The organism is Pseudoxanthomonas sp. Soil82 (genome assembly GCF_040446535.1).
Classification (GTDB): domain Bacteria; phylum Pseudomonadota; class Gammaproteobacteria; order Xanthomonadales; family Xanthomonadaceae; genus Pseudoxanthomonas; species Pseudoxanthomonas kaohsiungensis.
Map to the genome: position 1 here is coordinate 144,858 of NZ_JBEAAK010000004.1, position 12,929 is coordinate 157,786.

Here is a 12,929-nt window from a genome sequence, read left to right on the forward strand (position 1 = left end):
TCAGCGCGCGCTGTGCGCGTGCACCGCCTGCACCAGCGCGGCGACGTGCTCGGGGTCCATGTCCGGCGACATCCCGTGGCCGAGGTTGAACACGTGGCCATCGCGCGAGCCGCCGTTGCCGGCGGCGTAGTCGTCGAGCACGCGCGCGGCCTCGGCGGCGATCTTCTCCGGGCTGGCGTACAGCGTGGCCGGGTCCAGGTTGCCCTGCAGCGCCACGCGGCCGCCGGTGCGGCGCGCGGCCTCGCCCATGCCGACCAGCCAGTCCACGCCGACCGCGTCGGTGCCCGAGGCTGCCAGCTCTTCCAGATACGGTGCGTTGCCCTTGCCGAACAGGATCAGTGGCGCGCGCGCGTCGCCCTCGCCGCGGTCCAGCTCGCGCGCGATCCGCTGCAGGTAGGGCAGCGAGAACTCGCGGTACAGCGACGGCGACAGCACGCCGCCCCAGGTGTCGAACACCTGCAGCGCCTGCGCGCCGGCGGCGCGCTGCGCCGACAGGTAGGCGATCACCGCATCGGTGACCACGGCCAGCATCCGGTGCAGCAGTTCGGGCCGGTTGAAGGCCATCGCCTTGATCTTGGAGTAGTTGTCGCTGCCGCCGCCTTCGACCATGTAGCAGGCCAGCGTCCACGGGCTGCCGGAGAAGCCGATCAGCGGCACGCTGCCGTCCAGCTCGCGGCGGATCACGCGGACGGCGTCCATCACGTAGCGCAGTCCGGTTTCCATGTCCGGTACCGCCAGCCGGGCCACGTCTTGCTCGCTGCGCACCGGGCGTTCGAACTTCGGGCCTTCGCCCTCGACGAAGTACAGGCCCAGGCCCATCGCGTCGGGCACGGTGAGGATGTCGGAGAACAGGATCGCCGCATCCAGCGGGAAGCGGCGCAGCGGCTGCAGGGTGACCTCGCAGGCCAGCTCCGGGTTCTTGGCCATCGCCAGGAAGCTGCCGGCGGCGGCGCGGGTGGCCCGGTACTCGGGCAGGTAGCGGCCGGCCTGGCGCATCAGCCAGACGGGGGTGCGGTCCACGGGCTGCCGGCGCAGGGCGCGCAGCAGGCGGTCGTTGGCGAGGGTTTCGGACACGGTAAACCTTGCAGCGGGAGAGGAGGGGTGGGTGCGCTCAGGACGCCTTCGGCGGCTCGGCGCCGCTGACGAACATCGTCCGGTAGCCGCGCTTGAGCTGGCTGTCTCGCGCCTTCTCGAACGCGGCGGTGGCTTCGGCCTGGAGCAGGTACTGCTCGCGCCGCAGCTGGGAGCGGCCGCCGATCTGGCCGCTCTCGCGCAACAGTTCCCAGCCGCCGAACAGGTCCGGCTGCAGGGTCAGCTGCAGGTAGCGGGGGGCCTCCCCGGGGGCGGGGGGCTGCTGCAGGAGGATGCGCATGGGGCGCCATTGTAGCCGGGGGTGGTGCGACCCGGCGGCGCGTTTCCCCGATGCCGGTTGCGCGGAGCGCGCGACCCCGGCGCTACCCGGCCAGGACTTCGAGCACCCGCGCCTCGTCCACGTCCGGGACGACTTCCGCCTTGCCGATTCCCCGCCACAGGACCAGCCGCAGCCGGCCCGCCAGGTTCTTCTTGTCCAGCCGCATCCGGCCCAGCAATTCCGCCGGCACCAGCCCGGGCGGCACGTCCACCGGCAACCCGTACGCGCGCAGCAGCGAACGCAGCCTTTCCGTGTCCGACTCCGGTGCCATCCCCAGCATCGCCGACAGTCGCGCTGCCAGGACCATCCCCACCGCGACCGCCTCGCCGTGGTTGAGGGCATCGCGGTCGGCGCCGGCGTAGCCTTGTTCGGCTTCGATCGCGTGGCCGAAGGTATGGCCCAGGTTGAGCAGGGCGCGTTCGCCGCGTTCCAGCGGGTCGCGCTCGACGATCGCCGCCTTGTGCCCGCAGCTGCGGGCGATCGCCTCGGCCAGGGCGCGGTCGTCGCCGGCCAGCAAAGGCGCACGCTCGCTCTCGAGCCATTCGAAGAACAGCGGGTCGCCGAGTGCGCCGTACTTGACCACCTCGGCCAGTCCTGCGCGCAGTTCGCGCGGCGGCAGCGTGCGCAGCGCGCCGGTGTCGGCGAACACCGCGCGCGGTGGATGGAAGGCGCCGACCAGGTTCTTGCCCTGCGGAATGTCCACGGCGGTCTTGCCGCCGACCGATGAATCGACCATCGACAGGAGCGTGGTCGGCAGTTGCACGCAGTCGATCCCGCGCATCCAGCAGGCCGCGGCGAAGCCGGCGAGGTCGCCGACCACGCCGCCGCCCAGCGCGTACACGGTGGCGTCGCGGCTGGCGCCGAGCGCGGCCAGGGCATCGATCACCTGGCCGAAGCTGGCCAGGGTCTTGTGCGCTTCCCCGGCCGGCATGACGTGGGTGGCCACCGACAGCGCCGGCCGCGCCTGCCGCAGCGCACCGGCGACCGCCGCCGCGTACAGTGGCGCGACGTTGCTGTCGCTGACCAGCAGCACGTGGCGGCCGCGCGCATGCGCGGCCAGGCGCTCGCCATCGTGCAGCAGGTTGGGGCCGATCTCGATCCGGTAGGGCGCCGCGCCGCCCACGGCGACCGTGCGGGTCGCGCTCATGCGGCCACTCCGTCGCTGCTCCAGCGGCTGGCCAGCTGCAGGCACAGGCGGGTGGCGGCATCGGCCGCGGTCAGGCCGTCGGTGTCCATCACCAGGTCGGCCACTTCGCGGTACAGCGGCTCGCGCTGCAGCGCCAGCTCGCGCAGCACCTGCTCGCGGTCGGCGCGCTGCAGCAGCGGGCGGGTGCGGTCGCGCTGCAGCCGCTTGAGCTGGGATTCGATCCCGGCCGACAGGTACACGACGAAACCGCGCTCGCGGATGCGCTGCCGGTTCTGCGCGTCCAGCACCGCGCCGCCGCCGGTCGCCACCAGCTGGCCCTCGCCGGCGAGCAGCTCGGCCAGCGCGCAGCGCTCGCGTTCGCGGAAGCCGGCCTCGCCCACGTGCTCGAAGATCGAGGCGATCGTCGCCCCGGTGCGCTGCTCGATGTGGTGGTCGGCATCGACGAAGTGCAGGCCGAAGCGCTCGGCCAGGCGGCGACCGATCGAGGTTTTTCCGGCGCCCATCGGACCGACGAGCACGAGGTTGGGGGCGGGATTCATGGCTGGCGATGCTAGCACCGGGCCCGTGCGCGGACGACCGTCACCGCTGCAACGGTGCGGCGGGGCCACGCCGCCGTGCCGCGGCGTTAACACGCCCCTGCACAGACTGCGGCTCCCGGCGCGCGGCGCCTGCCAGCAGGAGACGGTTCCATGTCGATAGCCAAAGTCATCGAGATCAGCTCGTCCTCCAAGACCAGCATCGAGGATGCGGTGAAGAACGGCCTGAAGAAGGTTGCCGAGACCGTCCAGGGCATCCAGGGCGCCTGGATCAACGAAACCAAGGTGGAGACCGACGGCGAGGGCAACGTGGTCGAATGGCGGGTCAACCTGCGGGTGACCTTCATCGTCCAGTAGCGGTTCCCCGGCGCGCGCGCCGCATGACTTCGGCTGGAAGGGCGGTCCGCCGATGCCGGCGCGCTACCAGGCCTGGTTGCAGGAGTCGCCTTGCGCGCGTCGCGCGAAGTCCCGGGCGTGCGCGGCTGGGCGCGGCTGGGCGAGGACGTGCCGAACGGGCTTTGCCCCGGCTGTCGTCCGCGAACGCCGCCGCGTCCCCTCAGTCCGGATCGCCGGAGACCTGCTGCAGTTCCAGGGCGATCATCAGGTGCAACTCGTCGAGGGTGAGCTCGGCCCGGCAGCTGCTGCGGCGCAGGTGGATGTCCAGCAGGGTGGCGACCAGGTCGCTCATCACGTCCGGGTCGCGACGCCAGGCCATGATCACCGCGGCGTGGGTGAGGCGGTGCCAGTAGTCGATCCGGGTCGCCGGTGGCACCTCGTTTGACGCATCCGCGTCGGGCGACGCATGCCAGTGGCGGGGCATTGCCTGCATCGTGTCCATGTCGCGATGCTGCATCGCGAGGACGCCTGCGCACCATCGGAATCGTCTGAAAGTTGCAGGATTGAGAAGCAGGCCGCGCCTGCACCGGGATCGGCGTCAGAACGCCAGGCCGTTCTCGCGCGCATAGGCGTAGACGTCCAGGTCGCTGTGCAGGCCGAGCTTGGCCATCGCATCCTGCTTCTGCCGGCTGACCGTCTTCACGCTGCGGTTCAGGCGGCGGGCGATGGCGGAAACCGTCAGGCCCGACGCGAACAACCGCAGCACTTCGGTTTCGCGCGGCGAGAGCGTGGTCTGCGCCGCGGGGATGCCGGTCCCGGCATCCAGCAACTGCCGTATCGAGACGCCGAGGTAGCGCCGCCGCCGTTCGACCGCGCGGATCGCGAGCGGCAGCTCGTTGAGCGCGTCGGACTTGTTGAGCAGCCCGAGGACGCCGGTGTCGAGGATCGCGCGCAGCACGCCGCCGTTGCCTGCCATGGTCAGCACCACCACCGGCAGCATCGGCCAGCGCAGGCGCAGGCGCACCAGCATGCTCAGGCCATCGGCGGCGTCGCCGCCGGGCATGCTGAAGTCGGTGAGGACCAGGTCCGCGGCGACCCCGGCGATGGCCGCGAACAATTCGTCGGCAGTGGCTGCCTCGGCGACCACCCGCGCCCCGCCATTGCGCTCGAGGATGGCGCGGACGCCGCTGCGCACGACCGGGTGGTCGTCTGCAAGGATGATGCGGATCCCCCCGTGCGCATCCGGCATCATCCGCTCCCGGCGGTTCCGTCCGCTGCCGGTGCCTGCATGGCCAGTTGCGCGTGCAGCTCCCGCAGGGCGCCCAGGCGCAGGCTGATGAGGTCCCGCCTGAGCACGTGGTCCGCGGATGCGACAGGATCGACGTCGGTCGCCGAGTGCAGCTGCAGCAGGCACAGGCCGCCTTCGATGCGGTGGAGCAGGCGTCGCTGCAAGGGCAGGTCGCCGGCAGCCAGCGCCTGGTCCAGTGCGGCGAGGTCGTCGCCGCTGGCGTCCAGCAGCTGGCCGACGGCCTGGCGCGCATGCGCGGTTCCGCCGAACAGCGAGGTCAGTTGCCGCAAGAGGTCGCCGGCTGGCGCGGGCACGGGGGGCGGCGCGGCGCCCAGGTGGCGCTCGAGCGCGTGCTGCAGCTGGTGCAGCCGCAGCGGCTTGGGCAGGGCGTCGTCCATGCCGGCTTCGCGCCAGTGCACCAGGGCCTGCTCCGAACTGCTGCCCGACCAGGCGAGGATCGGCAGGCGCGCGGTTCCGGGCGACTCGCCGGCGCGGATCCGGCGCGCCAGCGCGGGGCCATCGAGCCGCGGCATGTGGCAGTCGCTGATCAGCAGGTCGTAGCGGTCGCGCTCCAGCGCGGCCAGCGCGTGCAGCCCGTCCTCCACCAGGGTCGCCCCGCAGCCGAGGTGGCGAAGCTGCAGCGCGATCACGGCCCGGCTGAAGGGATGGTCGTCGGCGACCAGCACGCGCCAGCGCACGGGCACCGCCACACGCCGGTCCTGGCCGGCGGCGCTTGGGGTCGGGTCTTGGTTCATCCTGCCTGCTCCAGAGCCGGACGGCGGTTCCATCGCCGTGCCCGGAGATTGCACGCAAGGTTCGGGCCAACCTGCCGCGGGCCGATGGCAGGCGGCAGGCTGGCCCTCGATGACGTCCGGACTGGCGGGTCCGGACGGGCCGCTGACGCCCTGTTCCGGGGGAGGGACAGGGCGGGCCCGTGCGGCCACGGGAAGCCGGGGCCAAGCGGCGTTTGCGCACGAGGAGGCTGTCCACCGCCCGGCACCTGCATCCTTTCCCGCCGCTCGGAATCCCCCATACGCCGTGCAAGGTGGCAGCCCGCTCCCGGCATGCCTATCAGACGCGTCTGAAAACCGGCCGGATGGAACTGCCGCCGTCGGGGAGAGCCGCGGTGCCCGCGGATCGCCGGCATGGTCGACGGATGGCCGGGCCGAGGCAGGGGCCACCCGGCACATGGCGTCATGGCCCGCTCCGCCGCCCGTCGGCGCCGGTGGCCGCCCGGGTGGCGGTGCGACGTTGGTCCGGAGAGCGGTGGCCAGACCATCACCGTTTCTTCGCGGCCGTCGCCGCGCGAGTGAGGAGGGGCATATGCGCAGGTGGACCCAGGCAGTGCTGTTGTCGGGCGCGGCATCGCTGGCCATGGCCGGCCAGGCCACGGCGGTGACGCTGGAGGACATGAAGCATTTCGAATCGCTGTACGGCCGCTACGGCCCCAATGGCGACTGTTCGCGTTATCCGCAGGTGCTGATCGATGCGGCCGGCTTCGGCCTGGACCACGGCAACGGCAAAGTCGAGCGGGCCAACCGGCCCGAGTACTCGGCCAGTTTCTTCGGCCCGGAGTACGAAGGCATCGCCGGTGCCTTCTGGCCCTACTGGAACGACGCCGGCGGCAATCCGTTCGTCGTGTTCACCAATTACGACGAGAAGCCCGGGGCACTGGTCGTCGAGCCGCACGATTTCGGCTGGAAGGGCGGCCCGCCGATGCCCGCGCGCTACCAGCCCTGGTTGCAGGGGTCGCCCTACGCGCGTTGCGCCCGGTCGTGACCGGGCCGGCACTCAGCCGACCACGCGACGCGCGCGATCCAGCCTGACGCAGTGGCCGGCTAGCGCGGGCAGCGTCCGCAGCGCCTGGCGGCTGATCCGTTCGTAATGCTGGAGGAAGCGCGCCAGGCGCGCTTCGTCCATGCCGGTGCGGCCGGGTTCGGCCGCCTGCAGCGCCTGCTCCTGTTGCCGGCGCCAAGCGTGGACGACCTCGAAGCCCGGTGCCTGCAGGCACCAGAGCACGTCGATGCGCGACCACAAGGGTGGATAGTCGCGTGCCAGCGCGGCGTTGCACCAGCGTCGCCAGCGGCCGTCGGCGTCCTCGTCGCGCTCGAGCGCGTTGAGCGGCTCCCCCAGGGCGTCCGCATGCTCGGGCGGCACGGCCAGGCACCAGCCTTCGAACACCAGCAGGTCCAGCGCGCGCGCCGGGCGCGGCCAGGCGTGTGCGGGTGCGCGGTCGTCGCCCAGCTTGTCGAAGCGCGGCAGGGTCGGGGTGGCGCCCGCGCGCAACGCGTCGATGGTGGCCAAGGCCAGGCCGACGTCGTGCGTGCCGGGTGGTCCGCGGGTGGCCAGCAACCGATGCACCCGTGCCGCCAGCGCCCGCCGTTGCGCGGCGGTGAGGTAGAAGTCGTCCAGCGACACGCACGCCGCCGACAGGCCCTGCGCCTGCGCGCCCGCTACCACCTGCGCGGCCAGCGTGCTCTTGCCGCTGCCCTGAACGCCGCTGATTCCCAGCACGCGCATGCGGCCGTCCCTGCCTGCGCCGCTGGCGGCAAGCGCCTGGCGCACCAGCGGGTCGGGAAAGCCGTGCGCGGCCGTGGGCATCGGTCCACAATACGTGTCCCCATCGCGACTGTGGAGCCCGCATGACCGACCCGCTGCACGCCGAAGCGCTCGATACCTTCGGCCGACTGCTCGAGGAGGCCGGCGCCACCGGCATGGCCGATCCGAACGCGATGACCGTGGCTACGGCAGGCAGCGATGGCCGCCCCTCCGCACGCACGGTGCTGCTGAAGTCGTTCGACGCGCGCGGTTTCGCCTTCTACACCCACCTGGACAGCCCCAAGGGGCGCGACCTGCGCGCCAATCCGCACGCGGCGCTGCTGTTCCTGTGGCGGCACCTGCGCGAGGCCGGTGTCCAGGTGCGGATCGAAGGCGACGTCGTCCAGGTCGATGCCGCCGAGGCCGATGCGTACTTCGCCAGCCGCCCGCGGATGAGCCAGCTCGGCGCCTGGGCGTCGACGCAGTCCGCCACCTTGGCCTCGCGCGAGGCATTCGATGCGCGCCTGGCCGAAGTGGAGGCGCGGTTCGAGGGGAGCGAGGTGCCGCGGCCGCCGGGCTGGGGCGGCTTCCGCGTGGTGCCGGTGTCCTTCGAGTTCTGGTACGGCGCCGGTTTCCGGCTGCACGAGCGCTGGTGCTACGAGCGCGGCGGCGACGGCCGGTGGACCAAGCGGATGCTGTATCCGTGACGGCACCCGCCGCGGCGCCGGTGCAGGTGCGGCCGGCGCAGGCGCCGGACCTCGCGGCCTGGGCCGCCATGCGCCACGCGCTGTGGCCCGACGCCGATGTCCGCGCACTGGCGGACGAGGCGCGCGCGATGCTCGAAGGCGGCCGCGAAGCGGCCTTCATCGCCGTGCGCGACGGCGTCCCGGTGGGAATGGCCGAGGCCAGCCTGCGCCGCGAATACGTCAACGGCACCGGCTCCTCGCCGGTCGGGTTCCTCGAGGGCTGGTACGTGGTGCCGGAGTGGCGCGCTCGCGGCGTCGGCCGTGCCCTGGTCGCCGCGGTCGAAGGCTGGGCGCGGGCCCAGGGCTGCACCGAGCTCGCCTCCGATGCGGCGCTGGACAATTCCGGCAGCCTGGCCGCGCATGCCGGCTGTGGCTTCGAGGAGACCGAACGGGTGGTCTACTTCCGCAAGGCACTGGCGTAATGGGTCCGCGCCGCATCGTCTGCCTGACCGAGGAGCCGACCGAGACGCTGTATGCGCTTGGCGAGCAGGACCGCATCGTCGGCATCAGCGGTTTCACCGTGCGTCCGCCGCAGGCGCGGCGCGAGAAGCCGAAGGTCAGCGCGTTCACCAGCGCGAAGATCGAAGCGATCATGGCCCTGCGCCCGGACCTGGCGATCGGCTTCTCCGACATCCAGGCCGACATCGCCGCCGAACTCGTGCGCCGCGGCGTCGAGGTATGGATCGCCAACCACCGCAGCGTGGACGGCATCCTCGACTACGTGCGCCGGCTGGGCGCGCTGGTCGGCGCCGGCGACCGCGCCGATGCCTATGCCGGTTCGCTGCGACGCGGGCTGGATGCGATCGAGGCGCGCGCGGCCGCGTTGCCGGTGCGGCCGAAGGTGTACTTCGAGGAATGGGACGAGCCGATCATCACCGGCATCCAGTGGGTGGCCGAGCTGGTGCGGATCGCCGGCGGCGACGACGTGTTCCCGGAGCTGTCGGCGCAGCCGCTGGCGCGGGCGCGGATCCTGGCCGATGGCGCCCCGGTGGTGGCGCGCATGCCTGACATCATCCTCGGCTCGTGGTGCGGCAAGAAGTTCCGTCCCGAGCAGGTGGCCGCGCGCCAGGGCTGGGACGCGATCCCGGCGGTGCGCGAGGGCGAGCTGCACGAGATCAAGTCGCCGCTGATCCTGCAGCCGGGGCCGGCCGCGCTCACCGACGGCGTGGCGGCGATCGCGGCGGTCGTGCAGCGCTGGGCGGCGCGCCGCGCGCAGTGAGGTGCGGCGTCGACCCACTGCGCATACCCGCGGCCGGGCGCGACGGCCTTGGCAGGGAAGTGGGACGGCCGTCGCGGAGCCGCATCGGCATGGCGTGATGCCGGCGCCACGCGCGAGGCGCCCATGCTAGCTTCGCGGCCCAGTCCACCCCGGAATCGACCGTGAAACAAGGCTGCCTGTGGTTGCTGCTGTTCGCCGCCTGGTCCGCCAGCGCGCAACCGGTCTACAAGTGCACCAACGCCGAGGGTGGCAACAGCTACCAGTCCACGCCCTGCGCCGAAGGCGAGGCGTCCACCACGCGCGCGCACGTCGCCCCCGCGTCGGGTTACATGCCCACCACCACGGCGCCGTTGTCCGCACACGCGCAGTCGGCTCCGCTCGCTCCCGGCGAGCGTCGTGCGCAGGCCAGGCATGGGGCCGGTGCCGCCAACGCCGCCTGCGACGGGGCTCGTGCGCAGCGCACCGCCACGCTGGGCGCCGCCGGTGCGTCGCCGCCGGCGGAACTGCGGACCCGGCTCGACCAGGCCGTCCAGGACGCCTGCGGCTAGGCGGGGCGCGACATCAGCCGCGCTCCAGCGCCGAGGGCGCCTGGGCCAGCGCGGGGCCCAGCCAGCAATGCGATCCGACCGGGGTGAATCCCTGCGCCTGCAAGCGGCGCCGGTACCAGCGGGCCGTGCGCGGCTGGAAGCCCTCGGTGTCGCCCTCGAATTCGTCCTCGGCGGTGAAGGCCTCGAGGAACGCGACGCCGCCGCACAGTTCCGCCAGCCCTTGCAGGCCCTGGTTCAACTCGCGGGTGGGCAGGTAGTGCAGCACGTCGGCGCAGACCAGCAGGTCGGCCGGGGCGCACGGGCGCAGCCAGGCGAAATCGCCGAAGCGCGCCAGGTGCAGGTTGCGCCGGGCGCCATGGCGGACGATCGCGTACTCGCTGCTGTCGAATCCCAGGTAGCGCACCTTCGGCCGCAGCTTGAGCAGCGGGGCGCGCCAGGCCCCCTCGCCGCAGCCGATGTCCAGCACGCTGCGGATCGGCCGCTCCAGGTAGTGCTCGGCCACCGACACGGCCAGGGCGACCTTGCGTGCCAGGCGCTGCGGCTCCTGCACGCCTTCGCGCCGGTACCAGTGGTCGAAATAGCGGCGGTCGTAGGTCTTGGCCATGCGGGCTCGCGGAGGCGGTGGGGGGCGGTTCGACAGCACGCGGGCCATCGCCGAGAATCCGCACATCCTAGCCGCAGGCCGCCGCGCATGTATTCGACGTATCTCTGGGTGAAGTCCTTCCACCTGCTGTTCGTGATGGCCTGGATGGCCAGCGTGTTCTACCTGCCGCGGATCCTGGTCAACCTCGCCGAAGCGCCGGAACAGCCCGACGTGCGCGCGCGCCTGGTGCTGATGGGCCGGCGGCTGTATCGGTTCGGCCACAACATTTTCGGCATCGCCGTGCTGCTGGGCCTGGTGCTGTGGCTGGGCCACCGCGCGGTCGACGGCTTTCCGACGATGGTCGGATCGCCCGCCGGCTGGCTGCACGCCAAGCTGCTGCTGGTCGCGTTGATCCTGGCGCAGTTCATCGTCTGCGGACGCTGGCTCAAGGGCGTCGAACAGGGACGCGCGTTGCCGTCCCCGCGCACGCTGCGGCTGGTCAACGAACTGCCGGTGCTGGCGTTGCTGGTGGTGATCTGGCTGGTGCTGGCCAAGCCGTTCTGACATCGCGCCTGGGCGCGCTGTTGTAGGAGCCGATCCTCATCGGCGACACGGGCGTTGAAACAACGAGGACGTCGCCAGTGCTGACCGCGTCGGGTCGCCGATGAAGATCGGCTCCTACAAGGGACGGGCGTGCTCCGGTGCCTCAGCGATCCCGCATGAAGTCGACCGGCTGCGGCAGTTCCACCGGCACGCCGTTGGCGTCGCAGGTGCCGGCCTGGCACAGGCGCTCGCGCAACCTCGGCGTCGCCTGCACGACGAAGTGGTACAGCACGTTCTGCTCGACGGTGCCCCGGATCGCATCGCTGCCGGGGCCGCGCGCCCATACGCCCACGTCCTCGCCGCCATGCGACTCGGATTTCAGCGGCACCAGGGCTTCCTGCAGATAGTCCGGGTCTGTGGTGTCGACCTTCGACAGGTCCGGCCGGCCCTCGACCGGGGCGAACGTGCCCGGCGAGTGCAGGAAGCGCTTCGGCCCCGCCGGCTGGCGGTTGCTTTCGCCGATATTGCCCGGGCCGTTGGCATAGGTGAGCGTGGTGAAGGTCAGGCCGGTGGCATCTCGCGCGTAGCCGCCGGCCAGGTCGTCCTCGCCGCCGCGGCCGCGGACCTTGCCCAGGATCGGGTTGCCACGCACCGGGTAGCCGACGAAGTTCAGGGTATGCGAGTGATCGGCGGTGACCAGGATCAGGGTGTCCCCGGCGGAGGTCATTTCCGCGGCGGTGCGCACCGCGTCCGACAGGGCGATGGTCTCGTCCAGTGCGCGGAACGCGTTGCCGTAATGGTTGGCGTGGTCGATGCGCGCGCCTTCGACCATCAGCACGTATCCGTCCGGGTCGCGCGACAGGCGCTCGATCGCGATGGCGGTGAGCTCGGCCAGCGAGGGCTCTGCATCGCGGTCGCGGTCGTGGTCGAACTGCATGTGGTCCGGCTCGAACAGGCCCAGCAGCGCCGGAGCCTCGCCGGCGGCCTGCAGCTGCGCGCGGTTCCAGACGTACGCGCCCTGCGGGTGGGCGCGCTGCCATTCGGCGACCAGGTCGCGCCCGTCCAGGCGCTGGCCGACCTTGTCGTCGTACTCCGGATCGCGCTGGACGACCGGCATGAACTCGCCACGGCCGCCGCCGAGCAGGACCTGCGGGCCGCGGCCATAGGGCGTGGCCACCATCTGCCGGGCGATGTCGGTGCAGCCCTGGGCGACCGCCTCGGGCGGCAGGTCGGTGTCGTTCTCCCAGTCGCGGTTGGGCGAATGCGCCCAGGTCGCCGCCGGGGTGGCGTGGGTCAGCCGGGCGGTGCTGACGATGCCGGTCGCCATGCCGGCGCTGTCGGCCAGCTGCAGCCAGGTCAGCCGGTGCTTGCCCAGGCTGCCGGCGCAGTCGTCGCGGTCGCCGGCGGAAACGCCGATGGCGCCCATGTGGGTCTTCACGCCGGTGGTCACCGCGGTCATGGTGCCGGCTGAATCCGGGGTCTGCGAATCGGTGTTGTAGGTCTTGCTCAGGGCGGTGTGCGGAAAGACCTCCCAGCCGAGCAGGTTCTCCTCGCCCGGCTGTCCTTTGCGCTGGCCCTCCAGGATGCGCGCCGCCGCCACCGTGGTCAGGCTCATGCCGTCACCCAGGAACACGATCACGTTCTTCGCCCGGCCGGCCATGGCGCCGTTGCCTGCCGCGCGCGCCGCGCCGCTGCGGTACCACCACTGCGCGGACTCCCCGCCCGGACGGTCCACCGGCGGGACTTCGACGGTGACGGCCGTCGAACGGAGCGTGGTGCTTGCGGGAGAAGTCGAGCATCCGCTGGCCAGGGCGAGGGCGGTGCACAGGACGGTGGCGGGAAGGCGTACGGCGGGCAGGGGCATGGGCGATGGCGTGGGGTGGCTCGGAAGGCGCGCGTTGCCGGCATGGCGCGCCGTGAACGGCGCAACCACGCCACGGGCGTCGCGCGGAGGAATGGCATTATGCCCGGCGCACGGTGTCATGCCGGTGACACGATGGCGTTCCACCGCCGGCGTCGCCAGCGCCGGCCTGC

The 12,929-nt window shown here is 72.2% G+C and carries 17 protein-coding genes; 7 read left to right on the plus strand and 10 right to left on the minus strand.

The window, feature by feature from the left end; genetic code table 11:
• The 4 genes from hemE to ABKA19_RS12010 form a co-directional block, all read right to left on the minus strand.
• Entirely contained in the window at positions 1-1,074 is a 1,074-nt protein-coding gene (gene hemE, locus ABKA19_RS11995; protein WP_353689097.1) for a uroporphyrinogen decarboxylase, read from the minus strand.
• Positions 1,075-1,111: 37 nt separating this feature from the next.
• Positions 1,112-1,372: a WGR domain-containing protein gene (locus ABKA19_RS12000; RefSeq protein WP_162376718.1), complete on the minus strand. Its 261-nt coding sequence runs from the start codon at positions 1,370-1,372 to the stop codon at positions 1,112-1,114.
• 82 nt (positions 1,373-1,454) lie between these two features.
• Positions 1,455-2,558, minus strand: a complete 1,104-nt coding sequence (gene aroB, locus ABKA19_RS12005) for a 3-dehydroquinate synthase (RefSeq protein ID WP_353689098.1) — start codon at positions 2,556-2,558, stop codon at positions 1,455-1,457.
• Entirely contained in the window at positions 2,555-3,097 is a 543-nt protein-coding gene (locus tag ABKA19_RS12010; RefSeq protein ID WP_353689099.1) for a shikimate kinase, read from the minus strand. Before ABKA19_RS12010 ends, aroB begins: the two co-directional genes overlap by 4 nt.
• 150 nt (positions 3,098-3,247) lie before the next feature.
• On the opposite strand from ABKA19_RS12010, the gene ABKA19_RS12015 reads away from it, so the two are divergent.
• Entirely contained in the window at positions 3,248-3,451 is a 204-nt protein-coding gene (locus ABKA19_RS12015; RefSeq protein ID WP_353689100.1) for a dodecin family protein, read from the plus strand.
• Between the two features lie 199 nt (positions 3,452-3,650).
• Here ABKA19_RS12015 and ABKA19_RS12020 read toward each other — a convergent pair whose 3' ends face one another.
• From ABKA19_RS12020 to ABKA19_RS12030, 3 genes are all read right to left on the minus strand, one after another.
• Positions 3,651-3,932, minus strand: a complete 282-nt coding sequence (locus ABKA19_RS12020; protein ID WP_353689101.1) for a hypothetical protein — start codon at positions 3,930-3,932, stop codon at positions 3,651-3,653.
• A gap of 96 nt (positions 3,933-4,028) precedes the next feature.
• Complete coding sequence (locus ABKA19_RS12025; protein WP_353689102.1) at positions 4,029-4,679, minus strand: response regulator; 651 nt, start codon at positions 4,677-4,679, stop codon at positions 4,029-4,031.
• A complete protein-coding gene (locus ABKA19_RS12030; RefSeq protein ID WP_353689103.1) occupies positions 4,679-5,473 on the minus strand; it encodes a response regulator in 795 nt (264 codons plus the stop codon). The genes ABKA19_RS12025 and ABKA19_RS12030 overlap by 1 nt, the downstream gene beginning before the upstream one ends.
• A 568-nt stretch (positions 5,474-6,041) precedes the next feature.
• Here ABKA19_RS12030 and ABKA19_RS12035 point away from each other — a divergent pair.
• Positions 6,042-6,497: a hypothetical protein gene (locus ABKA19_RS12035; protein WP_353689104.1), complete on the plus strand. Its 456-nt coding sequence runs from the start codon at positions 6,042-6,044 to the stop codon at positions 6,495-6,497.
• Positions 6,498-6,509: 12 nt separating this feature from the next.
• Here ABKA19_RS12035 and ABKA19_RS12040 read toward each other — a convergent pair whose 3' ends face one another.
• Positions 6,510-7,319, minus strand: coding sequence for a kinase (locus ABKA19_RS12040; RefSeq protein WP_353689105.1), 810 nt, complete (start codon positions 7,317-7,319; stop codon positions 6,510-6,512).
• A 41-nt stretch (positions 7,320-7,360) separates the two neighbouring features.
• Here ABKA19_RS12040 and pdxH point away from each other — a divergent pair, with 41 nt between their 5' ends.
• The 4 genes from pdxH to ABKA19_RS12060 all read left to right on the plus strand — a co-directional run bounded on the left by pdxH (position 7,361) and on the right by ABKA19_RS12060 (position 9,769).
• A complete protein-coding gene (gene pdxH / locus ABKA19_RS12045) occupies positions 7,361-7,963 on the plus strand; it encodes a pyridoxamine 5'-phosphate oxidase (RefSeq protein ID WP_353689106.1) in 603 nt (200 codons plus the stop codon).
• Entirely contained in the window at positions 7,960-8,424 is a 465-nt protein-coding gene (aac(6'), locus tag ABKA19_RS12050) for an aminoglycoside 6'-N-acetyltransferase (RefSeq protein WP_502945781.1), read from the plus strand. The genes pdxH and aac(6') overlap by 4 nt, the downstream gene beginning before the upstream one ends.
• Positions 8,424-9,221: a cobalamin-binding protein gene (locus ABKA19_RS12055; protein ID WP_353689107.1), complete on the plus strand. Its 798-nt coding sequence runs from the start codon at positions 8,424-8,426 to the stop codon at positions 9,219-9,221. The genes aac(6') and ABKA19_RS12055 overlap by 1 nt, the downstream gene beginning before the upstream one ends.
• 161 nt (positions 9,222-9,382) lie before the next feature.
• Positions 9,383-9,769, plus strand: coding sequence for a DUF4124 domain-containing protein (locus ABKA19_RS12060; protein ID WP_353689108.1), 387 nt, complete (start codon positions 9,383-9,385; stop codon positions 9,767-9,769).
• A 13-nt stretch (positions 9,770-9,782) separates the two neighbouring features.
• Here ABKA19_RS12060 and ABKA19_RS12065 read toward each other — a convergent pair whose 3' ends face one another.
• A complete protein-coding gene (locus ABKA19_RS12065; RefSeq protein WP_162376730.1) occupies positions 9,783-10,373 on the minus strand; it encodes a class I SAM-dependent DNA methyltransferase in 591 nt (196 codons plus the stop codon).
• A gap of 87 nt (positions 10,374-10,460) precedes the next feature.
• Here ABKA19_RS12065 and ABKA19_RS12070 point away from each other — a divergent pair, with 87 nt between their 5' ends.
• Positions 10,461-10,916, plus strand: coding sequence for a HemJ family protein (locus ABKA19_RS12070; protein ID WP_353689109.1), 456 nt, complete (start codon positions 10,461-10,463; stop codon positions 10,914-10,916).
• A 142-nt stretch (positions 10,917-11,058) separates the two neighbouring features.
• Here ABKA19_RS12070 and ABKA19_RS12075 read toward each other — a convergent pair whose 3' ends face one another.
• Complete coding sequence (locus ABKA19_RS12075; protein ID WP_353689110.1) at positions 11,059-12,759, minus strand: alkaline phosphatase family protein; 1,701 nt, start codon at positions 12,757-12,759, stop codon at positions 11,059-11,061.
• Positions 12,760-12,929: the final 170 nt, after the last annotated feature.